The sequence below is a fragment of the Pseudomyxococcus flavus genome (genome assembly GCF_050038885.1).
Lineage (GTDB): Bacteria > Myxococcota > Myxococcia > Myxococcales > Myxococcaceae > Myxococcus > Myxococcus flavus.
This window is the reverse complement of the sequence record NZ_CP143624.1, coordinates 5,968,023-5,988,021: the sequence shown is the minus strand read 5'-3', so window position 1 is coordinate 5,988,021 and position 19,999 is coordinate 5,968,023. Positions and strand designations below refer to the sequence as shown.

Below are 19,999 nucleotides of genomic sequence, written 5' to 3'. Positions count from 1 at the left end.
CGGTCCGTCGCGCCGTCCTGGCCCGGCACGGTCCCTCAGACCGGGCCCCATGCAGTGCCAACCCCCAACACCTGGAGTCCACCATGAAGCGCTTCACGCTACTGCTGCTGTGCGGCCTCGCTGTCGGCTGCTCGGGGCCCGACCAGTTCGAACGCGGTGTTCGTCCCATCACCCCGCGTGCGCCGACGTTTCAACCGCACCAGGACGCGCCCCACGACATTGGGCAGCCAGGGCACCGCGGCCACCCGGGCGTCCGGCGCGGCACGGACAGGCGCCAGTTCCAACCGCGCCGTGACGGCCAGCCCCAGATGATGGCCAGCGACGGCGACCGGGAGAGGGCAATCCGCCTGCTCCTCACGGAGGATGCGCCGCCCGCCTATGACGGCCTCGCCGACTCGGCACACCAGCGCTGCTGGAAAGACGTCCTCGGCATCTTCCGGCAGGACTCGCGCATCTTCTCGTTGTCGAGCGAGGAGGTCCGCTGCATCCGGCTTCTCGCCTACTACCACTGCGGGGCGCGCCACCTCGATGCGGCGGAGTCGGGGCATCCTGGCTTCCTCCAGGCATTCCCCGGCAAGTACGACTCGGACAAGTTCGAGTTCGCAGTCATGGACCGCGCCGCCCGCAAGCTGTGTGGCGGCCGGGACCGCAAGTACATGACGGACCGGGCGCTCGAGGTGTCCTGGGACGCGCGCCGCGTCGGCGATGACGTCCTCGGGTGGCGCCGTCCGAGCGCCCCTAACTAGCAGCCCCCGCTGGACGCGAGTGCATCCCCTGCCCCGTCCAGCGACGCACCGTCCCGCCCCGCTGGCTCAGTCGCGCCAGCGGGGCCCACGCCACCACCACACCGGAGGTTCAGCCGTGCAGGCAATCAACAAGCTCAAGCTTCAGGACGAGCGTCGCCCCATCGCCCCCAAACTCCCCGGGAAGCAGTCGGCTCCTGCCGGCGCGTTCGGCGCATATGGCTGGAAGCACCTGACGCCGCGCCAGCGCGACGTGTTCCGGCGCCCGCGAACCATGGCCACCCTCCTGGCGTTGGTGCGCGAGCGGCCCCGCGGCGCCTGCACGGTGTGCTGGCGGGACATGAGCCGCATCCTCGCCGGCCGCGACGAGGTTGCCTGCGCGCGGCGCGACGGCGGCGGTTCTCCGTACTGCCAGCTCTTCGTCCGCGCATGCCTGGCCGAAGCCGCTGAGCGCTGCGAGGGCGCGAAGGCTGCCCTCCTCGCCGAGTTGGACGCGGCAGGAGGTGTCCATTGAGTGGCCTCCCCCACTTCACCAGCACCACCATGCGCGGACCCCTGGGGCACGTCGTTACCCTCCGCGCGCGCGACGTCCAGGTGGAGGCGCACGCCCCCACCCAGCAGGCTGCCGAAGAGGATGCGGCCCTCGCCCTCACGCGCGAGCTGCGCCGCCAGGACATGGCCAAGGCCCGGAGCGTCCACCGCACGCTGAGCCGGAGACGGCCATGAGCGGGCCGCTCCGAATCGGGCTCGTAGGGTGCGGCAAGGCGAAGCTCGAGCACGCCGCACCAGCCGGGAAGCTCTACACCGGCAGCCTCTTCCGGGGCGCGCTGGAGGTGGCCACCGCGCGATGCGGCCCGAACGTCATGGTGCTGAGCGCCAAGCACGGGCTCGTGCCGCTTGAAGTGTGCCTTGAGCCCTACGAGCTGTCGCTGCTCCGACTGTCGCGGGAGGAGCGCCGGCAGTGGGGCGAGCTGGTCATCAACGAGCTGGAGTGGCGCTTCATCGGTGTTGAGGAGGCCGAGCTGCTCGTCTTCGCCGGCGCTCCCTACGTGGATGCGCTCCGCCCGCACATCCGTGAGGGATGGACACTGACGGAACCCCTCGCGGGGCTCCAGATAGGTGAGCGCCTCGCATGGCTCGCCCGGGAACGCGCCGCCCTCGCTACGCGCGAGTCCAACCAGGTCCTGGAGGTGCCCCGGTGAGCACCATGCCGCTTGGAGGCCCGTACCGCTACACGCGCGCCGGGCGCGGCGTGTTCCACTTCCCGCTCGAACGCCCTTGGACGTGGGCACTCACCCACCATGGCATGTGGTCGGTGTTCGTCGCGGACACCGAGCCAGCCCGCCAGGGAGTTCCGGCACGACGCCACCCGCGGCACCCGCCGCGCGAGCTGATGGGCTGCTGGCTCGCCATCTACGCGACGCGTGACTACGACGCCGATGCGGTCCGCTGGCTGCGCGAGGCTCACGGACTGGAGTCCCCCGCCGGCGACGTGCTTCCGGCCGGGGCCTACGTGGCCGTGGCTCGGCTGGCCGAGGTGTCCACGGTGGGCAACGACTCGCGGGCCTTCGGCCGCGACCCATGGTGGGCGCCGCGCACCGCCCCCTACTGCCGCGGAACCATCGCGTGGTGGCTGGAAGAGATTCAGGTCCTCGAGCCACTCCCGGCCGCGCCCGCGAAGCGACTGGCGCCCGTGGACCCGGGGCTGCTGCCGGAGCTGCGCGAGCGCACGCGTCTCGCCCGGGATGGCATCTGGCGCCCGGAGGTGTACGTGGCGCCGGCCGCAACGCCCTTCCCGGCCCCGGGCCGTGAGCGGCCACCCGCGCCAGTTCCTCCGCAAGCGACTCCGCCCAGGCCGCACGTCGTGGACGACCGGCCGGTGCCGCCGATGCTCGCCAACCCTGGCCAGTTCGGGCTCTTCAGCGGGCGCGCCGCCGGAGGTGAACGGTGAGCGTGTGCATCGAGAGGATGCGCGCCACCCTGTGCACTGACTGCGGGGCCATCCAACTCGGCGCCGACGTCACCGATGACGGCCAGTTCGCCCCGCATGGCGCCACCGCCGCGGGCCTGTCCGTGCGCGCCGCCTACCCGGGCCCGTGGCCCACCTGCCGTCACGGCTACGGCTGGCGCGCGGACTGCCGGGGCCGGCCCGTGCCCCCCATGTGCTGCGCGCACCCGCCCTGTGCCCTGACGCCGCCTTCCACCAATACCCCGTCCGACCCCCACGAGGAGCCATAGTCCATGGACGCCCGCGGTCTTCCCTGGTTCAAGTTCCGAAGCTCGGCCCCCGAGGAGTACGCGGTGCATGCCCTGTGCGCCCAGCTCGGCGCCGAGGCCGACGCCTACCTCTATCGCCTCTGGGCCTACTGCGGCCGGGAGCGCATCGACGGTCGCTTCGCCGGGCCGGGCGCGGCCCTGGCCGTGGAGCGCGCCGTGCGCTGGCGCGGGCGCCGCAACAAGCTCGTGGACGCACTGCTCGCCGTGGGCCTGCTGCTCCTGGAGGGCGAATCCCTCGTGGTGGCCAAGTGGATGGAGGAACAGGGCGCCTACGTAAGAAAGGTGCTCAACGACCGCGCGAAGCCGGACGGGAGGGCGCACGACGACAGCGAAGACCCCGCGAATCTCCCGCGCGAATCCCCCCAAACTCCCGCGCGGGAGGACGGCGGGAAGACGGGAGAGAAGAGAAGGGAGACGAAGTCTCCAGGACGAAAGGCGGAGAAGACTACGCCGCATGGGCGCATCTCCGAGGCGCCCCAGCCACCGTCCCTCAAGGCTCCCGCCAGCGCTCCGCGAGGGATTTCAGAGGGAGAGGCCGGGGAGGAGTCCCTCCCGGACGGCGTCAACCGGGTGCACCTGGCCGCCAAGGGCGTGCCCTACGAGTGGCGTCCCGGGCGGGATGACGCCGCCGCCCGTGAACTGCTGTCCCGCGGCACCGTGGCGGAGGTGCTGCGCCGCTGGGAGCACGGACTCCGGGCCCACTACAAGCAGCGCTGCGACACCCTCGTCGACCTGGTGCGCCGGTGGGAGGCCAACGCCACCCCCGAGCACCGCGCCGACACCGTGAAGGGCACCGCCGACGTGCGCCGCCCGGACCTCTCCGTGGGCCGGGGTGAGGTAACGGCGGCTCCGCTGCCAGATACCCCGGCGGGCCGTGCCTGGGGGCAGGTGCTGGACATCATGCGCCGTGAGGGGTTCGGGTACGGCGCCGACACCACCGCCGCACGCGCCCAGCCGGTGAGCTTTGACGGCCGCGAGCTGCTCGTGGAGCTGGACGACGTCTACGCCATGCAGGGGCTGTCGGCGGACGGCTACGAGGCCGCGTTCAGAGAGCGCGCCCACGCCCTCGGCATCACCCTCCGCTTCATCGTCGCGCAGCCTGCCCCGGCCCTCGCGTCCTAGCCCCTTCCGTTCGGGCCGGGGCGTGCGCGCCACCTCGGCCTTCTCACCACGCGCGCATGGAGACACCCCATGATGCAACTTGTCGAGAAGCTGGTGCAGTTCGTCGCCGTCAAGGAAGGAGAGGCCAAGCAGTCCTATGAGCATTTCCGCGCGGCGCTCGGCAGCGAGGCCCTGCCGCCGTGGGAGGCGCTGCCCGGCACGGCGATGCGCACCTGGTTCGCCGTGACGCACGCGGCGGACCAGCGGGCAGAAATCGCCGAGGGCATGGCCAACCTGCTGCGTGCCGAGCGCGACGATGCGAGGCGGGAGCGAGCCAGCCTGCGCGAGGCGCTAGTGCTGGCGGAACGTGAGTTGCGCCTCGGCGCCGCCTACCTGCGCACGGTGGTGAGACTCGGCTCGCTGATGGAGGGCGATGCCGCCACCGAGGCCGTGGGCTACGCGGAGTCCCAAGAGCGCTGCGCGGCTGCATCCCGTCACCTGCTCTTCGAGGGCCCCGGGCAGCAGCCAGCGGCGGAGGGCACGGCGTGAAGGCGCCCCGTCGCTGCCCCGGGTGCGGCGTGGAGCTGGTGCCGGGTGACGCCGGCAAGCTGGAGTGCCGCAGCGGCCTCCACCCGGGCGAGGAGTACCCGCGCCTCTACTGGCCCGCCCCCAACGGCCGCGTGCGCCCCGCCTGCCGGGACTCCGCGGCGGTGCGCACGTTGTGGCGTGACGACGAGGAACAGCGCGCGTGAGCCAGCTCCTGCACGTCGTAGCCTGGGCGGTGGTGATGACGGGGACCCTCTGCATCCTCGCCGCCTGCACGTGGCTGTCCGTGGTGGCCCTGCGCGTGGTGCTGACGTGGGCCGGCTGGTGGCCGGCCTTCCTCGCCTTCTACGCCCAGCGGCGCAGGGCGGCCCGTCGGACGCGCGGGTGAGTCACATGCACCGCGCGCAGCTCACTGCCCACACCTTCCGGCGCCGCCCCCGGAAGGACTTCTCCCCGCGCAGGGTGAGACTGCCCTCGCGCGGGGGCACGTGAGCGCCACACCGGCACCTCCCGGCCCGGAGGTTCGGCCGGCGCCCACTTTCCGCCTGGCGGCATGCCGCCTCGAGGTGGCGCATCCCCACCGCCGCCTCGTACCAGCACAGCTCCCCGCGGAGGATGCGTCCGCCGCACCCTTCCGCCGTGCATGTGCCTGGCTTCTTCGCGGTGATGACGGGCACAGCTACGCCCTCCCCGCCAGGGCCAGCAGTGGCATCTGCCCGGCGCTCTGACGCGGGGCCTGCCGTGCGTGCCGAGCCGAGGCCGCGCGCCGGCGGCGCAGTTCGCCACGCATAGCGGGCGCAGCCACCTCCGGCCCGGGGCACTCGACGCCGAGTTCCGCGCGCAGCTTCGCCAGCCCCGCCTCTCGAAGGCTCCGCACCTGGGCCTGTGTCATGCGCAGCTCCACGGCCAGCGTCCTCTCCGTGGCCTCCTGCCCCCCGGGCCTACCCAGGCCCATGGAGGCCTGCACCACCTGACGCTGCAGGCGGGGCAGCCGGTACAGCGCCCACAACACGCGCTCGCGCTGTGCCACCAGCGCCAGGCGCTCGGCAGTGCTGTCCACCAGTGACAGCAACACCTCCGTGCGCGCAGCCAGCCCTCGGTGCCCTCTGTCGCTGGAGGCGTCCCGGCACTCGGCGCCGGCGTCGCGCGAGGACAGCACCTCCTCCAGCGACAGGGGCTTGGCCACGGTGCCCTCGCCCAGGGCCCGTGCCGTCTCCGCGTCCAGGCCCTGGCGGCGCAGCACGGACGACACCTCCACGCCTTCGGCCGCCGCCGTGCGCTTCGCCCGCCGCACCGCCTTGCGCGCGTGGTCCGTCAGGTGGACAGGGCTGGACCAGGTGAGGGCCGCCGCCTGCATTGCCTGACGGGCAAGCTGCATCGCCCAGGCAGGGTAGGCGCTGCGCCCTGCCCCCGCGGCCCCGGGCCGGAAGGGGTGCGCGCGCTGGCGCGACAGCACCGCGAGCAGCCCCTCCTGCACCAGGTCCTCCACGGGCACCCGCCACGCCCGCGCCACGTGGCGGGCCACGCGCACCAGGTGAGGCCGCACCAGCTCGGCGAGGCGGGACTCCACGCGCCGGGCCTCGCTGCCTCCCGCGGGCGCCTCCAGCAGGCGGTGCAGCAGCGCCTCCATCTCCACCGCGGACGTCCGGCTCGTCATGACGCCCTCCCGCGACGGACGGCAGGCGTCACCTGGAGGCGCCCCAGCTTCTTCGCGGCTCGGTTTCGGGCCAGCGTCGCCCGCCGCTTCCGGGCCTGCTCGGCACGCCGCACCCGCTCGGCCTCCACCTCCGCGGGAGTCGCCCACGCCTGGCCCTGCAGCACGAGCTCAACCCGGGCCGCCTTGCCGTGGGCTCCGTCCGCGAAGGCCACGTCCCGGTAGCGCCGCACCTGGTTGTCATTGAGGTAGGCCACCAGCTCGAGCGCGTCCTCCAGCACCTTCAACCGGTTCCCCAAGTCCGACTTCTGGAGCGTCGGCGGGTACAGCGTGGCCGACAGCACCACGGGGCCCTTGAGGGCGTGCTGGCCCGCGTGAGAGGCCTTCACACGCGCCTTGTACGCCTTGCCCTCGTCGCTGACGTGCGGCGTGGCGCCTCTGTCGCTGCGCCAGTAGCGGTTGCCCGAGGGCGGCCAGGGCAGCGAGAGGCGTACTTCCGCGGGCGGGGGTGTCGTGCTGGGGGACTGAGGTGTGGAGTGCATCGGTCGGACTCCAACCCCGAACGCGCGCGCGCAAGGGGCGGTATACTGGTGGCCCCCAGCGGCGCTTTCCCGGTGTCCCTGGCACTCGCGGGCTCGGCCGTCCTCACCGGCCGGGCCCGTCGTCTTTCAGAAGGGGCGGCCCATAGCGCATGCGCTCGCAACGGGGCGCCCTTCGCGGCCTCACCTGGACGCCGTGTGGCTTGCCACCCAGCGCGCGGCAGGTAGAAACGCCCCGTGCCCACCCACGACAAGACGAAGACGCCCCCGGAGCGCCGCAAGGCCGCCGCCGGCAGCACCGTCCGCGTTGAGGGACTGCACGTCTCACGCGCGGCATGGGCCCGCGTGGAGGCCCTCGTCGCACAGCTCGCCCGCGCCGGCATCCCCCGCGCTCACCGGAGCGGCGCGCTGGACATGCTCGTCCTCCACCCCGAGGTGGCCGCCCTGGTGCTGGCTGGCGGGTGCCGCATCTCCTGGTGCGCCACGTGCGGCGCATGGCTGCCCAATGCCAGGGACGCCCTCGCCCACCAAGACGAGCTGCGCGAGCACGTGGTGCAGGGCTTTCTGGTGCCTCCCTCTTGACGTGCGCGCCCCTTCTACCGGGGCATGCGTCGAGACATTCCGCCCGCCCAGACTGCTGAGCAGCTCCGCAGAAAGCGCGTAAGGGACGACTACGCCCGCGCCCTGCGCCGGTTGCGCGGAGAGCCCGAAGCCCCCGCCCCGGCCCAGCCCACCTATGCCCCTGACGGGAAGTGCTGGTGCGGCGGGCCTGCGCTGCGGCACGGCAACCGGGTCATCTGCGGCCTGGGCACGCACGACGACTGAGGTGTCGTGGTGGAGGCAGGCACCAGGCGCGGCTTCTCGCCTGCCGCCGCCACACCCGCCGGGCATGGTGCTCCGGCGGGGCTGTTCTCACGGCGCTGACGTCCGGCGCCAGCCCTCGCGGGAGGGCCGCCTCCATCCTTCCCGCGAGGGCACGGTTGCCCGGGCTCTGCCGGTTCGACCTGTTGCCTTCCAGGCGTAAATCGCCCTAGACCATCAAAACCAGATAGTCGTTACTTAACGACATGTCCTATATGCACTCTAATTCCTGATTTTGGGCAGGAGGAGTCCATGTCAGCAGTTCGGCTGGGACGCGTCGCGGCGTTCAGCGTGGCCATTAGCTGTGCCGGGGCGCCTGAACCGAGCGGCGCACGGGACTATTGGCGCTCAGGTCCGCACGTCCACGTGAGGGGCCCCTGGGAAGCCGTCACCCCGTCATCCGACGTGGACGAGGTCATCGACCAACTCTGCCCTGCCGTCATGAAGCTGCCGCGCGCGATGGACCGCGACTATGGGCAGGAGTACTGCGGCGCCATCTACTCGCTGGGAGACGGCGTCTACTACGCCAGCATGCCCTCCCCCCTGAGCGAGCCCGTCCCCGTGGGCCCATCGAAGAAGAAGACATGCATCCCGCCCCGGTATGTCGCCGACTCCAGAGGGCGGGCGGTAGTGCTCGGGGACTTCCACAGCCATCCGTGGTCCCCGTCGTCCATGTCGCCCACGGACCGCTTCGCGGCGATGCAGATTTGGAGCATCCGCATCCAGTTCGACCGCGCCTGCACCATCACCAAGCTGGTGCCGAATCTCGGCAGCGAGCAACCCGGAGAGGTCTACCTCCGACAACGCAAGCGCTGGAAGTTGGTGGGCATCATCAAGCACGAGGACAAGGCCCTCGGGTTCGTCACTGCGGTGGATGATTGAGGGCTGAGCGTGTCGATGTACATTCGGATTCGCGGCCCGCACGGAGGCCCCATGAAGCGCGTTCTGCTGCCCCTTCTCTGCATCCTCCCGGCATGCGCCCTATTCCAAAAGCCGCCGCGCCCGGTCCACGCCCCTCCGGAAGAGGCGGCCGCCGTCGAATTCCCGCTCGCGTTTCCGACGGAGGGACGGCTGGTCATCAACGGCACCACCCTGCGCGCCATCCAGCTCGCCATGGAGGACTACCTTCCATGGGACCGGAAGCTGCCCAGCGATGCCACCCCGCTATACGAGTGCCTCAACCGCCGCGAGTCCTACGTGGTCGCCGCGGCACCCGCCTCGCCGGGCGTCGTGCTCGTCAGCATCCTCCCGAACCCGGATGCATGCGACATCGCCACGGCCCCCATCCTGGACGTGGGCGCCACCTATGCGGTTGACGTGAAGGGCTGGCGCATCCTCGCGGTGCAGGAGTAGTCGCACAAGGAGTCGCCACCGGGGATGCCGACATGGCCCGGCGGGGCAGCCGAGCGCAGCTGCCCCGCCGGATGCGTCACGCCGCCTCGCCCCACCCGTCGCGCTGCGCCTGCTCCAGTCGGCGCGCTGCTGCCTCGCAGTAGCGCTCCTCGAGCTCAACGCCCACCGCGCGCCGCCCGAGTTGCTGCGCGGCGACGAGCGTGGCGCCGCTGCCGGCGAACGGGTCCAACACCAAGCCGCCCTCCGGGCACGAGCGCTCAATCAACAGGCGCTGGAGCGCGACGGGCTTCTCAGTCGGATGCGTCCTCTCCCGAGGTGGCACGGGCGCGAATCCCGCCAGGACGGCCCCCATGCGCTTGCCGAGCAGCGGCCGGCGCTTCGGCCCGGCCGCGTGGAGCACCACCTCGTAGTCCGGGGCGTAGGAGGCCGCGCAGTCGCCCATTCCTCCTCGGTTCTTCCACCACACCAGGGCGCCCTTAATGCGCAAATAGGCGCTCACTGCGTCGTAGAAGTCCGGCCAGCTCTCCCAGTGGCAGAACACGTAGGCGTGGGCGTCAGGAGCCAGCGCCGCACTCGCCGCGGACAGAGCCTGGCGCAGTATCCGCATCCCCTGGCGGGAGCCATCGGCGCGGATGGCGGCGGCGCTCTTCCCCTTGCCCTCGTAGGCCATGCCGTAGGGCGGGTCGGTGAGCAGGAGGTCAACGGACGCGGACGGCAGGTTCAGGAGTTGGTCGCGGCAGTCGGCTAGGTACAGGGTGGTGAGGGCGTTCGTGTAATAGGGCTTCACGGGTCCTTTCTCGACGCGGCAAGCCCTATCTTGCACGGCGGATGCCGACATACCCCGCATAGCCATGGAGCGCCTCGTTGGCACGATGATCCGGCAGGTCATATGCCCTCCCCACTCATCACGTATCTCGCTCCACCCCGGAGCGCCGGAAGGCGGGGAACATGGGGTGCACTCACCCCAGGGGAGTAGGCCGGCTTGTTGACGGGATTACTGGCAGTGCGGGAGGCTAACTGCCATGCGCTCGTTACTAGCCGCCGTCGTTGTGTTTCTGGCTGTTTGCTCAAGCACTTCGCACGCGGATGAATTCGGTCGGGAGTCACTGAAGGGGCTTCCTGGTGTCCGACTAATTATCGAGGACACTAAACCCCATACAAACTTGAACCCAGGCGACGTCCCGAACCAAGTCGAATTGGCACTGAGGCGTTCAGGAATCAGAGTGCTTGAGCTTGGCGACCACAAGTCCGATGCAATCTTGCACGTCAGCGTGAATGCCGGCGGTGCATCACGCCAGCCCAGCTATATAATCGTCGTGCGAGTTCTCCAGACTGTCAGACTGTGGAACGGACAAGTCCACATACATTCCACAACCTGGGAGACACATCGAATCGGGACGACGTCAGAATCTCAGCTCAGGCTAACACTTCGGCTTGAGCTGGAATCAGCGCTATCTGAATTCTGCAATGACTACCTAACTGAGAATCCACGCAACAAACCTGTATTTGCACCTGCGCAACGCGTCCGCGCACCAAGAGAAGAAATTGCCGAACCGTCTCCTTCTGGCAAGAAACGTGTCCGTCCGGCCGTGATGGACATTGTTGACCCTGAGCCCGACAGCGCTGACTAACTCGCCCGCCATATTCATCCGATGTTCCTCTGCGCAAGTTGCGCGAGCGCCCACCACTACCCGCTCCGGCGCTCTGGAGCGGGCAGCGCTACCTCACCAGCCGAACGTGAACCGCGCCCCGACGCCGGCTATGCGCTCACGTGCGTTGGCCCCACCGAAGGCGAATAGCCCGACGTTGGACCGAAACCGCGCCCCCGCCTCCAGCCGCGCATAGGCACCGGAGAGCGAGGACACGCCGGCCTGAGCCTCCAAGCAACCGCCCGCCAGGCTGCCGAGCAACTCCGCCGCAAGCGAGTGAGGGACGATCACGCCCACGCTCTGCGCCAGTTGCGCGGTGAGGCCGAAGCCCCTGCCCCTGCTCCATATGCCCCAGATCGGAAGTGCTGGTGCGGCGGGCCCGCGCTGCGGATGGGCAGCAAGGTCATCTGTGGCCTGGGACGCACGACGACTGAGGTGTCGTGGTGGAGGCAGGCATCAGGCGCGGCCCTACCGAGCTCCACGCCCTCCAGTCGCACTGCGGGTTATTAGCCGAGCAACCCCCTCGCCAACTGGCCGGGGAGTTGCACAGGGCCTTGCCACGAGGCAAGAATGTGGTCAATATGCCATCGATTTTCGAGGGTATTTCCCAAAAAAGCGGCGCAATCGCCTGATATAATTGGCGAAATTTCCGACGATTTTGAGGGGAATGAGGGACAAAATGAGGAAGTACGAGCGTTCACATCCCTGGTTGAGGTTCTCCGCCGACCTGACGAGGGCTCCCGCCCAACTGTGGCTCCTTCTCGGGGAGGCTCGTTCAAAGTGCGACCATGTAGCCGGGGCTCCTCTCCGCCCCAGCGTGGCCCTCCTGTTTCATCGGGTCTACCTAACAAAGGGGGTGCTCGCGACCGCAGCCATCGAGGGCAACACCCTCTCCGAATCAGAAGTCGCACGCCGCATCAGCGGAAACCTCGAACTTCCCAAATCGAAAGAGTATCTCGGCAAGGAAATCGACAACGTCGTCGCCGCTATCAACACGGTTTGGGAAAGGTGCATGCGAAAGGAGAGTCATGCCCTCACTGTTGAGGAAATCTGCGAATTCAATGCACTAGTCCTGAATGGGCTTGAGCTTGAGAAAGACGTGGTTGCTGGCGAGTTGCGGAGCCATAAAGTTGGCGTAGGCAACTATCTGGCCCCCCCGGCAGAAGACTGCGCATACCTGCTGCAACGCATGTGCGACTGGCTGAATGGTCCCGACTTCGACCCGAGCCACAATCCGATACTTGGCCCAATAGAACTCGCCATCATCAAGTCCGTCCTGGCACACCTTTATCTGGCGTGGATTCACCCATTTGGGGATGGGAATGGGCGAACGGCACGCATGCTTGAGTTCAAAATCCTCACGGACGCAGGATTACCTTCCCCGGCCGTACACCTACTCAGCAACCATTACAACGAAACGCGAACCCAGTATTATCGGGAGCTAGAAAACGCCAGCAAGTCAGGCGGCGACGTGCTGCCGTTTATCGTCTATGCAGTACAAGGCTTCGTAGACCAAATGCGAATGCAAGTTGACGCAATTCGCATGGAACAGCTTGAGATTGCATGGACGAGCCATGTATATGGTGAATTTGAAGGCAAGAACACTGCTGGCGATGCACGTCGGAAGGCATTGGTTTTCGCCCTCGCAGAAATGGGCCCAGCAACTCGCGCCGAGATACTGACAACAAACCATCGCGTGGCGGCCAACTACGTTCATTCAACGCCCAAGACACTGACCAGAGACCTAAACCAACTACAAAAAGACAAGCTCATCTTTAGGAAAGATGACACCTATTTCGCAAACAAGAGAGCCGTGCTTGCCTTCCTTCCAGAGAGCACACAGCAAGTGGATGCATATTTGCTGCGACTCATGGACGCCTACACGGCGCTTCGTACCAAGCCACAGAACCGAAGGGGGAAGATGCCTGGCCATGGTGACGCCATGCCGCCGCAGCCACAAGTCGCAACGCCTGCGCCAGCAAGTGCGTCGAACGGCTGAAATGACCCGGCTGACGCTCGTAATTACGTAGCCTACCCGCAGGCTTCGGCGGCATCCTGCAAATGCATCAGTGCCTGTCCCACTCGCTAGATGAGCCCGGTGCGACCTGGGGCGGCGCCATGGGTGGCACCGCCCCAGGCAGACACGCACTGCGGACCGCCCCAGTGTTCTGAAAGCGGGCCGGCTCACTTCACCAGCCGAACGTCCACCGAACGCCCGCGCCCGCCATCCGCTCGCGTGCGTTGGCCTCACCGAAAGCGAATAGCCCGAGGTTGGGCAGGAGCCGCGCCCCCGCCTCCAGGCGCGCGTAGGCTCCGGAGAGCGAGGACACGCCGGCCTGGGCCTCCAGGTAGCCGCTCCGAACGGGCACGTCGGAGAGGACACGGGAGAGCCCCGCGGACACTGCTACCCGCGGGGCGTCTGAGGGACCGGCAGCACCGGGGCTAGGCCCGCGCTGGTGACGGCGTGCGCAGCGGCGAGGGCAGCCGCATCCGTGGACCGCGACGCCTTCTGCGCGGCCTTCTGCTCGCCGTGGATGGCCTTGAAGCTCAGCTGCACCACCGCCTGCTCGTGCGGCTTGAGCGGACGCCAACCATTGGCGCGCATCCACTCGTCCACCACCTGGAGCCCGCGGGCGGCCTTGTCCCAGCCGTTGTCCTCGGGGTTCTCCGCGGCGATGTCCTCCACCACGTTGTAGGCGTGGTACGCGGCCAAAGCGATGCGCCGCTTGCGCCGCTCGTTGAGCCAGTCGCCGCCCCAGATGAAGCCGACGCCGGTGACGAGGACGCCGAGCACGGTGGCGATGCCGCCGGGCGTGAGGACGGACGCGAGGATGGTGTCGAGGATGCCGCCGGTGGCGCTCCCAGCCGCCTGCGCCAGGGCTATGGGGGCCGTGAGGAGGACGCCGAGGGCGGCGGAGACGATGAGGGTCTTGCGGTGCTTCATGGGTGCTCCTGGGGACTTCGAGGTTGACAGCCCCCAGGAGAAGAGGCGCTCGCCTCACGAGGTGAACGGCAGGCGGCTGAAGCCAGACATGCGCCGCGCCCGGTAGTCGTAGCTGCTGAACGCCTTCACGCGTGCATCGTCGCGGGCCGCGTCGGCCAGGGTGAGCGTCCGGCTTCCACCACCGGAGGCGCCCACCACGACGCCACCGCCCACCACCACCATGACGTGCTCCGGCGTCACCGGGTCGCCCTGGCGGTGGTACAGCACCAGGTCCCCGGGCAGCAGCTCGGCGGCCGGCGACACGCGAGCGCATTCCGCCCAGAGGCGGCCCGTGTGGTGCGTCGAACGCCAGTCGGGCCCGCCGACCTCACGCAGGGCCCACGTCACCAAACCACTGCAATCGAAGACGCGCTGGCCCGTGGAAGGGTCGCGCTCCCCCTTCCCGCCCCACCTGTAGGGCGAGTTCATCTGAGAGAGGACGAGGGTGAGAAACTGGGCTCGCTGCGAGCTGGCCATAGGGACTCCCGAAGGCAAGGGTTGCCCCCGGGAGAAGCGGCGCTCACGGACGCGTGCGGCCCGCGTCCTGGGTTGCCGCGACGTTCGCGGCGTGCTGCATCTGGCGGGCGCTGCGCTCGCCCATGAGGAGGTGCGCCTCGCTCGACGCGCGGGCGAGCTGGGGGCGGGCCTCCGCCTGCCATGACTCCAGGGCCTTGAGGCGCAGGTCCACCTGTTTGAGCAGGGAGTCGTGCTCCCCCACTCGGCGCAAGTCCGCCTTGATGTCCCGCACATCGGCAGCCACCGTGCCCAGGCGCTCCACAAGCAGCGGCACCTGCTCCACGGCGGCCTCGTGCTTCGCCTGGCGACGGGAGAGCAGTCCCTGGAGGAGCGGGACGAGGAGTTGGCTCACCGCCAGGACGATAACGGCGGTTTCGATGGTCGGGGTGCTCATGCGCCGTCAGAAGGGGTGCCGCGAAATGGCAGCGTCGGGCAGAAGCACTGCCCCAGAGGCCTGCCGCAGAGACGACACCGGGGAGGACTCTTCACCCTCACGGCGCATCCCCACCGAAGAGGTCATCACACTGGCCCGGGGCGACGCAGGTCGCGTCCTGGCAATTCGGGCAGAGGGGGCGCTTCCAGGACTGCATGAGGTCGACCAGCTCGCCCACGCTGATGAACGGGTCGCGGCCAGGCGGCAGGCTTGGGAAGGTGGCTCGGAGCACGGCCACTGCCGCCCTGTCCTCTGGCGTCACGACCTCGAAGCGGCGCCAAAGGGTGCGGAGCGCGTGCTCCACGCTGGCCCTGAACTCCTGCCCGTCCGACAGGGCCGCGCTCAGCTCCGCATCCCGCTCGGCGTAGCGCCGGCTCCAGTGGGCACGCCAGTAATCGGCGTCCTGGAGACGGCGGTAGAAAACGAAGAGCACCACTGCGAGGACGAGGGCGACGACGGCGAGCAGGACGGTCATGCGCCGTCAGAAGGGGCGCGCTCACAAAGGAATCAGCGAGAGCCCCTGGGTGCGTTCAACGCATGGAGCGCCGCCATGAACCAGCGTTCCACATAGTCCGGGCCGTCAGGCACCGAGGCGCGGACCTCGCGCGTGTGGTTGAGGCACTTGGCATAGGAGGCGCCCGTCTTCTCCTGGATGCGGCGGGCGAGCTTCTGGTCCGTGGTCTTGGCCATGCCCGCGAGAAGGGGCGTGCTCGGCGCGCCTCAGGGGATGAAGGCGTCCACGGCCGGGCAGTGTCGGTCAATCGCAGCCAGCAACACATCCAGGTCCATAGGCTTGTAGAGCAGTCCCTGGACCCCTTGTGGCGCCGGATCAATGGTGCATGCCGTCAGCACAAGCACCGGCAATGCAGCCAGCGTAGGGTCCGCGCGAAGGCGGACCAGGAACTCGCGGCCATCTACAACGGGCATCACCCAGTCGAGAAGGATGAGGCAGGGGCGCCGTATTGCGGACAGGAGCTTGTAGCCCTCCAAGCCATTGGAAGCGACGCTCACCGAATAGCCCTCGTCGGTGAGGACTTCCTGGAGCGCTTCACGAATGTCGGCACTGTCCTCAATCACAACGACATGACAGCGGCGTGGTGTTGTCACGGTTCCTCCCACGCTCCAGCGGCGGCACTGCCGACTTCCCGCATAGGTCGGAATCTCCCCATTCAGCGCCAGAGAATCCTCTATGCCGGAGGGTGCGTTTGGCAAGCGGACGCCACACCTACACGCACATGTGTGACAACGTGGTTTTACAGTGAGAGTGAATGTAGGTAGGGGTGCCCCGGGGTGGGAAACCGGGGAGGTGGGTCCAAAACGTGATTGCTCGGCGCGGGACAATCTCGCGCTGCGGAATTTCTCGGGATTTTTCCGAGGGGGAACTGAGGGCAGACCCCCCACTTTTCTGGGCCCCTCGCGTTCCTGGCGGGCCGCTGACGCACGCTCCGGCCCTGCACCTGGGCTTGGATGTTCCTCGCGCTCCAGTGGCGTGGCGAGCGCTGGCGCCCCTTCTACGGGGCATGACAACCCCTCCCCTCTCCGTCATCGAAGAGCAGCTCCGCGGTCACCCGCTGTTCCGTGCCCAGGTCCAGGGCTCCGGCCTCGCGCTCTTCGCCGACAAGCCCACCACGCGGACCGCCTACATGCTCGAAGCCGTCGCCCGCGGGGCCCATGAGCGCGGCGGCCCTGCCGAGGTCATTCGCCTGGCGCTCCATGCCCTCGGCTGGGATGCCCCGCCTACCGAAGGCGCTGGCGCCGGCCAGCCGATGAAGGTGGGCGACCTGCACATCGACGTCACCTGCGACACCGGCCCGGCCATCGCATCCCTCGAAGCGTTGGAGTCCACCCTGGAGCGCATCGGCCCCAAGCTCGAGCGCCCCTCTGTCACCATGTCGGAGGTGTCGGGCGCCATCGCAGCCTGCGCGGGGGCGCTCAACGCCCTGGGCGAGGCTGGCACGCGCGTGCCCGGTGAGCACCAGGAGAAGGCCGCCGCCCACCTGGTGGCCCTCGTGGAGCGCGCGAAGCAGCTCGCCTGCGGCGCCGAGTAGTCGCCCCTTCTGAGGGGCATGTCTCACGCGCGCGGCTTCGACCCAGACAAGCCCCTCGGCAAGCCGCCGAAGCGCAAGCGTGGCCGGCCCGCGAAGTACTCCGGGCCGGCCTCGACGCTGACGTATGCCATTCAGACGGAGGTGGTGGCCCGGCTTCGGCGAGGCGCCACCCGCCGAATGGCAGCCGCCCTCGCTGGCACCAGTGCGAAGCACCTGGAGAACTGGCTGCGCCGCGGGCGTGACGCCATCGAGGCCGGCAAGCGCAGCCGCTACACGGAGTTGGTGCAGGACGTGGAGAAGGCCGAGGCCGAGTACCAGATGAGCCTCATTGAAGCTTCCACGGACGCCATCACCGACAAGACCATGAACGACAAGGTCATCCGGTGGCGCCTGGGCGTCGCGGACCGCGAGTTCCGAGCCGAGCGCGAGCGCACCGTGGCGGCAGGTGACGGACAGGGCCCCTTCGAGTTGGTGAAGCCGGAGGACGCCCAGCGGGCGCTGGTGGAGAAGCTGGAGCGCTTCCTCACGGAGGCTTCGCGCGCGGAGTCCCCGGACGCCGACGAAGCCCCCGAGGTGACGGACGAGGAAGAGGACGATGAAGAGTGAGGTTGTCACCGAGAGCGGGGACCTGCTCGAAGGGCTCCCCATCCTCCGCCCCGAGACGCACGGCCGGTACTCGAAGCTGGACCGGCTGGCCCTCAAGCTGCGCGAGCGCTTCGGCACCGTCGAGGGCTTCGCCTCGCGCCTGGAGCTGACGCCCCAGGAGTTGCTCACCCTCCACTACGAGCCGGGCTTCTCCCTGCGCCCAGTGCAGCAGCCCCCGGACCTGGTCGACGAGGCCCTGGCCCGCTGGCGCGTCTGGTTCCTCCTGGGCGGCCGCGGCGCCGGGAAGACGCACGCCGGCGCGGCTTCCGTCATCCGCGAGGCCCGGCAGGACCCGGGTGCCCGCATCCTCATCGTCGGCCCCACGTACACGGAGATTCAGAAGAACCAGCTCGAGGGCCCGTCCGGCATCCTCACGCTGGCGCCGCCCTGGTTCCGGCCCGAGCACCGCAAGTCGAAGAAGCAGCTCATCTTCCCCAACGGCGTAGTGGCCGACTACCTGCCGGCCGCGAAGGCCAACAAGTTCCGCGGCTACGGCTACACCTTCGAGTGGCTGGACGAAATCGTGGCCTGGGAGAAGGACCCGGAGGGCGTCTTCGAGGAGTGCTGCCGCGTCGGCCGCGGCACCTCCCAGCGCATGCGCCAGCTCGGCCTCTCCAGCCGCAAGGTGATTACGACGACGCCGGCGCCCACGCAGCTCTTCCGTACCATCCTCAAGGACAGGGAGGGCCTGGTGCTGTCGCGCTCCTCCACCTTTGACAACGCGGCCAACCTGGACGCGGCCTACATCCGCCAGGCGCGGCGTGCCGCCGCCTCGACGGTGGGGCGCCGCGAGTTCCTGGGCGAACTCGCCTTCGATTTGGACCCGAATCTCTTCCGGAAGGTGGACTGGGAGACGCCACGCATCCCCCCGAAGCACCGCCCCAAGGAGTTCGACTTCATCGTCATCAGCGTGGACCCGGCCACCGGGGAGAAGAAGAACGCGGACATGCATGGCATCGTCGCCCTGGGCGTGCGCCAGGAGAGCGACGGGCTGGACCACGTCTACGTGCTCGCCGACCTCTCCTGCCGCAGTCCCGAGCCCAGCAAGTGGGCGAGGACGGCAGTGGACGCGTTGCGCGCCTGGGAGCCCTTCGCGAAGAAGGACAGCCGCGGGCGCCCCCGCGCGTGGATATTCGCCGAGACGAACACGGGCGGCTCCATGGTGCGGCACACCATCCGGGGCGTCGCGAGGGTGACGGTGAAGACGGAGAGGGCCCGGCAGTCGAAGGCCGAGCGGGCCGCCCCCGTGTCCATGCTGGCAGAGGCGGGCCTCGTCCACATGGTAGGCAAGCACAAGCAGCTCGAGGAGCAGCTCGCGAAGTTCACCGGCGCCGAAGGCGGCCATGCGCGCGACGATCGCGTGGACGCAATGTGCTGGCCCATCTTCAAGTACGTCGTGAAGCGCCGGAAGAACGAGGGCGCCGCTGAACGAGCGCAAGCGGGCCTGACTAACGGCGAAACGACCTAACCCCCCGCCGCAATCAGCCCACCAAAAACGAGTTCAATATTCTCAAACCGCCGCTCCATCGAGTTGTACTTCAACACGGGAACCTCCTCCGCCTTTGCCAGACTCGTCACCTTCCCACCGGCAGGAACGACCAACACAGGATAAATGATGCGCTTGTCAGCTCGCGGATCTCTAAATCTAGCAAGCATTCTAGCAGCATCCCGAGCCTGCAATGCCCCCATCCCCACAACCCCCGCCGAGTTGTTCGACTTCACCTCAAACACATAAACCGCATGCTCCAAATACATCACCACATCAATCTCACGCAACACGCCACCCACGTGAACACTAACATTCCTCTCAACAGCTTGCGCCCCAACACGCCCACCAATCACCTCCAACGCCTCAAAGACCTCAGACTCAAATACGCGCGAAACATCCGTCTCCTCGCTTCTATCCCGAATAAACTCGTTCCAGCCCGGCATTTTGCTCGCAGCGTAGGACTCAACATATCCACACTCGCCACAGTAAAAAACAACAACCGGAATACCTCGACTTGCATTGAAAACCACTCCAACATTCGTAGCTTCCACAGCCGTAATTGCACTGAAGCCGGAATTCCGAGTCATCGGGTGGCGCGGATGGTTTACGCAATACACGACCCCCTTCTTATCAATTGGCATTCCCGCCTCCATTCTCACCCTGCTGACGGCGCGCAGTAAGAATCGCAGGCGTAACAGCAGTCACAATCGACATCAGAACGCCAACCAGAAGAATCCAACCAGCGCCCTTCGGCGGATTCTCAGTCGTCACATAGTTCACGCCAATACCAACCACAACGACGCTCAACATATTCAACACCGCAGCAACAATGAAGACGGGCAGATTCTTACTGTCTTCGGCCTGCCCTACTCGCAAAGCATCCACCTGATTCTCCAATGAAGAACGCTCACGGAGCGCAACATTCAACTCATTCAAAACCATCCGAACCGCAATCTCGTTATTTAGAATATCGCCAACAGCGATACCCGAGAGCTTTCCGCCCTGGTAAATCTCCCCCTCATTTGTCGTAACATTCAAATCTCCCGTTGGCTGCTGACCGATCGTTCCATCCGCCATTAGATATGACCAACTTCCCGGCAAGTGCCAAAGCCATGAAGGTCATCACACCCCATACATTGCCTCCTTGATCACCTAGGCATCC

The 19,999-nt window shown here is 68.0% G+C and carries 30 protein-coding genes; 18 read left to right on the top strand and 12 right to left on the bottom strand.

Going from position 1 to position 19,999, the window contains the following annotated elements:
• Positions 1–83: 83 nt before the first annotated feature.
• The 10 genes from VZL07_RS25255 (at position 84) to VZL07_RS25210 (ending at position 5,055) form a co-directional block, all read left to right on the top strand.
• A complete protein-coding gene (locus tag VZL07_RS25255; RefSeq protein ID WP_426750222.1) occupies positions 84–746 on the top strand; it encodes a hypothetical protein in 663 nt (220 codons plus the stop codon).
• A 115-nt stretch (positions 747–861) separates the two neighbouring features.
• Positions 862–1,257: a hypothetical protein gene (locus VZL07_RS25250; protein ID WP_426750221.1), complete on the top strand. Its 396-nt coding sequence runs from the start codon at positions 862–864 to the stop codon at positions 1,255–1,257.
• Positions 1,254–1,469: a double-stranded RNA binding motif domain-containing protein gene (locus VZL07_RS25245; protein ID WP_426750220.1), complete on the top strand. Its 216-nt coding sequence runs from the start codon at positions 1,254–1,256 to the stop codon at positions 1,467–1,469. Before VZL07_RS25250 ends, VZL07_RS25245 begins: the two co-directional genes overlap by 4 nt.
• A complete protein-coding gene (locus tag VZL07_RS25240; RefSeq protein ID WP_426750218.1) occupies positions 1,466–1,945 on the top strand; it encodes a DUF6884 domain-containing protein in 480 nt (159 codons plus the stop codon). The genes VZL07_RS25245 and VZL07_RS25240 overlap by 4 nt, the downstream gene beginning before the upstream one ends.
• A 5-nt stretch (positions 1,946–1,950) precedes the next feature.
• Positions 1,951–2,694: a hypothetical protein gene (locus VZL07_RS25235; protein ID WP_426757374.1), complete on the top strand. Its 744-nt coding sequence runs from the start codon at positions 1,951–1,953 to the stop codon at positions 2,692–2,694.
• A complete protein-coding gene (locus VZL07_RS25230) occupies positions 2,691–2,981 on the top strand; it encodes a hypothetical protein (protein ID WP_426750217.1) in 291 nt (96 codons plus the stop codon). Before VZL07_RS25235 ends, VZL07_RS25230 begins: the two co-directional genes overlap by 4 nt.
• Positions 2,982–2,984: 3 nt before the next feature.
• Positions 2,985–4,142, top strand: a complete 1,158-nt coding sequence (locus tag VZL07_RS25225; RefSeq protein ID WP_426750216.1) for a hypothetical protein — start codon at positions 2,985–2,987, stop codon at positions 4,140–4,142.
• Positions 4,143–4,211: 69 nt separating this feature from the next.
• Positions 4,212–4,670 carry a hypothetical protein gene (locus VZL07_RS25220; RefSeq protein ID WP_426750215.1) on the top strand — a complete coding sequence of 153 codons (459 nt, stop codon included), beginning with the start codon at positions 4,212–4,214 and terminating at the stop codon, positions 4,668–4,670.
• Positions 4,667–4,873 carry a hypothetical protein gene (locus tag VZL07_RS25215; RefSeq protein ID WP_426750214.1) on the top strand — a complete coding sequence of 69 codons (207 nt, stop codon included), beginning with the start codon at positions 4,667–4,669 and terminating at the stop codon, positions 4,871–4,873. The genes VZL07_RS25220 and VZL07_RS25215 overlap by 4 nt, the downstream gene beginning before the upstream one ends.
• Positions 4,870–5,055: a hypothetical protein gene (locus VZL07_RS25210; protein WP_426750212.1), complete on the top strand. Its 186-nt coding sequence runs from the start codon at positions 4,870–4,872 to the stop codon at positions 5,053–5,055. Before VZL07_RS25215 ends, VZL07_RS25210 begins: the two co-directional genes overlap by 4 nt.
• A 291-nt stretch (positions 5,056–5,346) precedes the next feature.
• Here VZL07_RS25210 and VZL07_RS25205 read toward each other — a convergent pair whose 3' ends face one another.
• Both VZL07_RS25205 and VZL07_RS25200 read right to left on the bottom strand, forming a co-directional pair.
• Positions 5,347–6,324: a hypothetical protein gene (locus tag VZL07_RS25205; RefSeq protein WP_426750210.1), complete on the bottom strand. Its 978-nt coding sequence runs from the start codon at positions 6,322–6,324 to the stop codon at positions 5,347–5,349.
• Complete coding sequence (locus VZL07_RS25200; protein ID WP_426750208.1) at positions 6,321–6,863, bottom strand: RusA family crossover junction endodeoxyribonuclease; 543 nt, start codon at positions 6,861–6,863, stop codon at positions 6,321–6,323. Before VZL07_RS25200 ends, VZL07_RS25205 begins: the two co-directional genes overlap by 4 nt.
• Positions 6,864–7,097: 234 nt before the next feature.
• Here VZL07_RS25200 and VZL07_RS25195 point away from each other — a divergent pair, with 234 nt between their 5' ends.
• From VZL07_RS25195 to VZL07_RS25180, 4 genes are all read left to right on the top strand, one after another.
• The gene (locus VZL07_RS25195) at positions 7,098–7,442 is read left to right on the top strand and encodes a hypothetical protein (RefSeq protein WP_426750207.1); all 345 of its coding nucleotides are present in this window, start codon (positions 7,098–7,100) and stop codon (positions 7,440–7,442) included.
• Between the two features lie 24 nt (positions 7,443–7,466).
• Positions 7,467–7,685, top strand: a complete 219-nt coding sequence (locus VZL07_RS25190; protein WP_426750206.1) for a hypothetical protein — start codon at positions 7,467–7,469, stop codon at positions 7,683–7,685.
• 402 nt (positions 7,686–8,087) lie between these two features.
• Positions 8,088–8,603: a hypothetical protein gene (locus VZL07_RS25185; RefSeq protein WP_426750205.1), complete on the top strand. Its 516-nt coding sequence runs from the start codon at positions 8,088–8,090 to the stop codon at positions 8,601–8,603.
• A gap of 51 nt (positions 8,604–8,654) precedes the next feature.
• Positions 8,655–9,074 (top strand): hypothetical protein, encoded by a 420-nt coding sequence (locus VZL07_RS25180; RefSeq protein ID WP_426750204.1) that lies wholly within the window; start codon positions 8,655–8,657, stop codon positions 9,072–9,074.
• A gap of 76 nt (positions 9,075–9,150) precedes the next feature.
• Here the strand turns inward: VZL07_RS25180 and VZL07_RS25175 are convergent, their stop codons facing one another.
• A complete protein-coding gene (locus VZL07_RS25175; RefSeq protein WP_426750203.1) occupies positions 9,151–9,861 on the bottom strand; it encodes a DNA-methyltransferase in 711 nt (236 codons plus the stop codon).
• A gap of 1,718 nt (positions 9,862–11,579) precedes the next feature.
• Here VZL07_RS25175 and VZL07_RS25170 point away from each other — a divergent pair.
• Complete coding sequence (locus VZL07_RS25170) at positions 11,580–12,722, top strand: Fic family protein (protein ID WP_426750202.1); 1,143 nt, start codon at positions 11,580–11,582, stop codon at positions 12,720–12,722.
• Positions 12,723–12,912: 190 nt separating this feature from the next.
• On the opposite strand, the gene VZL07_RS25165 is transcribed toward VZL07_RS25170, so the two are convergent.
• The 7 genes from VZL07_RS25165 to VZL07_RS25135 form a co-directional block, all read right to left on the bottom strand.
• Entirely contained in the window at positions 12,913–13,092 is a 180-nt protein-coding gene (locus VZL07_RS25165; RefSeq protein ID WP_426750200.1) for a hypothetical protein, read from the bottom strand.
• Positions 13,093–13,127: 35 nt separating this feature from the next.
• Complete coding sequence (locus VZL07_RS25160) at positions 13,128–13,667, bottom strand: TrbC/VirB2 family protein (RefSeq protein ID WP_426750199.1); 540 nt, start codon at positions 13,665–13,667, stop codon at positions 13,128–13,130.
• Positions 13,668–13,721: 54 nt separating this feature from the next.
• Positions 13,722–14,183: an NlpC/P60 family protein gene (locus VZL07_RS25155; RefSeq protein WP_426750197.1), complete on the bottom strand. Its 462-nt coding sequence runs from the start codon at positions 14,181–14,183 to the stop codon at positions 13,722–13,724.
• A gap of 43 nt (positions 14,184–14,226) precedes the next feature.
• Entirely contained in the window at positions 14,227–14,616 is a 390-nt protein-coding gene (locus VZL07_RS25150; protein ID WP_426750196.1) for a hypothetical protein, read from the bottom strand.
• 97 nt (positions 14,617–14,713) lie between these two features.
• Positions 14,714–15,130 carry a hypothetical protein gene (locus VZL07_RS25145; protein ID WP_426750195.1) on the bottom strand — a complete coding sequence of 139 codons (417 nt, stop codon included), beginning with the start codon at positions 15,128–15,130 and terminating at the stop codon, positions 14,714–14,716.
• A 32-nt stretch (positions 15,131–15,162) separates the two neighbouring features.
• Positions 15,163–15,345, bottom strand: coding sequence for a hypothetical protein (locus VZL07_RS25140; protein WP_426750194.1), 183 nt, complete (start codon positions 15,343–15,345; stop codon positions 15,163–15,165).
• A gap of 30 nt (positions 15,346–15,375) precedes the next feature.
• Positions 15,376–15,762: a response regulator gene (locus VZL07_RS25135; RefSeq protein WP_426750193.1), complete on the bottom strand. Its 387-nt coding sequence runs from the start codon at positions 15,760–15,762 to the stop codon at positions 15,376–15,378.
• 413 nt (positions 15,763–16,175) lie between these two features.
• Here VZL07_RS25135 and VZL07_RS25130 point away from each other — a divergent pair, with 413 nt between their 5' ends.
• From VZL07_RS25130 to VZL07_RS25120, 3 genes are read left to right on the top strand one after another with little or no spacing between them, the layout of a single operon-like run.
• On the top strand, positions 16,176–16,703 hold the full coding sequence (locus VZL07_RS25130) for a hypothetical protein (protein ID WP_426750191.1): 528 nt from the start codon (positions 16,176–16,178) through the stop codon (positions 16,701–16,703).
• Between the two features lie 18 nt (positions 16,704–16,721).
• Positions 16,722–17,309 carry a hypothetical protein gene (locus VZL07_RS25125; protein ID WP_426750190.1) on the top strand — a complete coding sequence of 196 codons (588 nt, stop codon included), beginning with the start codon at positions 16,722–16,724 and terminating at the stop codon, positions 17,307–17,309.
• Complete coding sequence (locus VZL07_RS25120) at positions 17,299–18,816, top strand: terminase large subunit domain-containing protein (RefSeq protein ID WP_426750188.1); 1,518 nt, start codon at positions 17,299–17,301, stop codon at positions 18,814–18,816. The genes VZL07_RS25125 and VZL07_RS25120 overlap by 11 nt, the downstream gene beginning before the upstream one ends.
• On the opposite strand, the gene VZL07_RS25115 is transcribed toward VZL07_RS25120, so the two are convergent.
• A complete protein-coding gene (locus VZL07_RS25115) occupies positions 18,813–19,478 on the bottom strand; it encodes a nuclease-related domain-containing protein (RefSeq protein ID WP_426750187.1) in 666 nt (221 codons plus the stop codon). The genes VZL07_RS25120 and VZL07_RS25115 overlap by 4 nt on opposite strands.
• Positions 19,468–19,914 (bottom strand): hypothetical protein, encoded by a 447-nt coding sequence (locus VZL07_RS25110; RefSeq protein WP_426750186.1) that lies wholly within the window; start codon positions 19,912–19,914, stop codon positions 19,468–19,470. The genes VZL07_RS25115 and VZL07_RS25110 overlap by 11 nt, the downstream gene beginning before the upstream one ends.
• Positions 19,915–19,999: the final 85 nt, after the last annotated feature.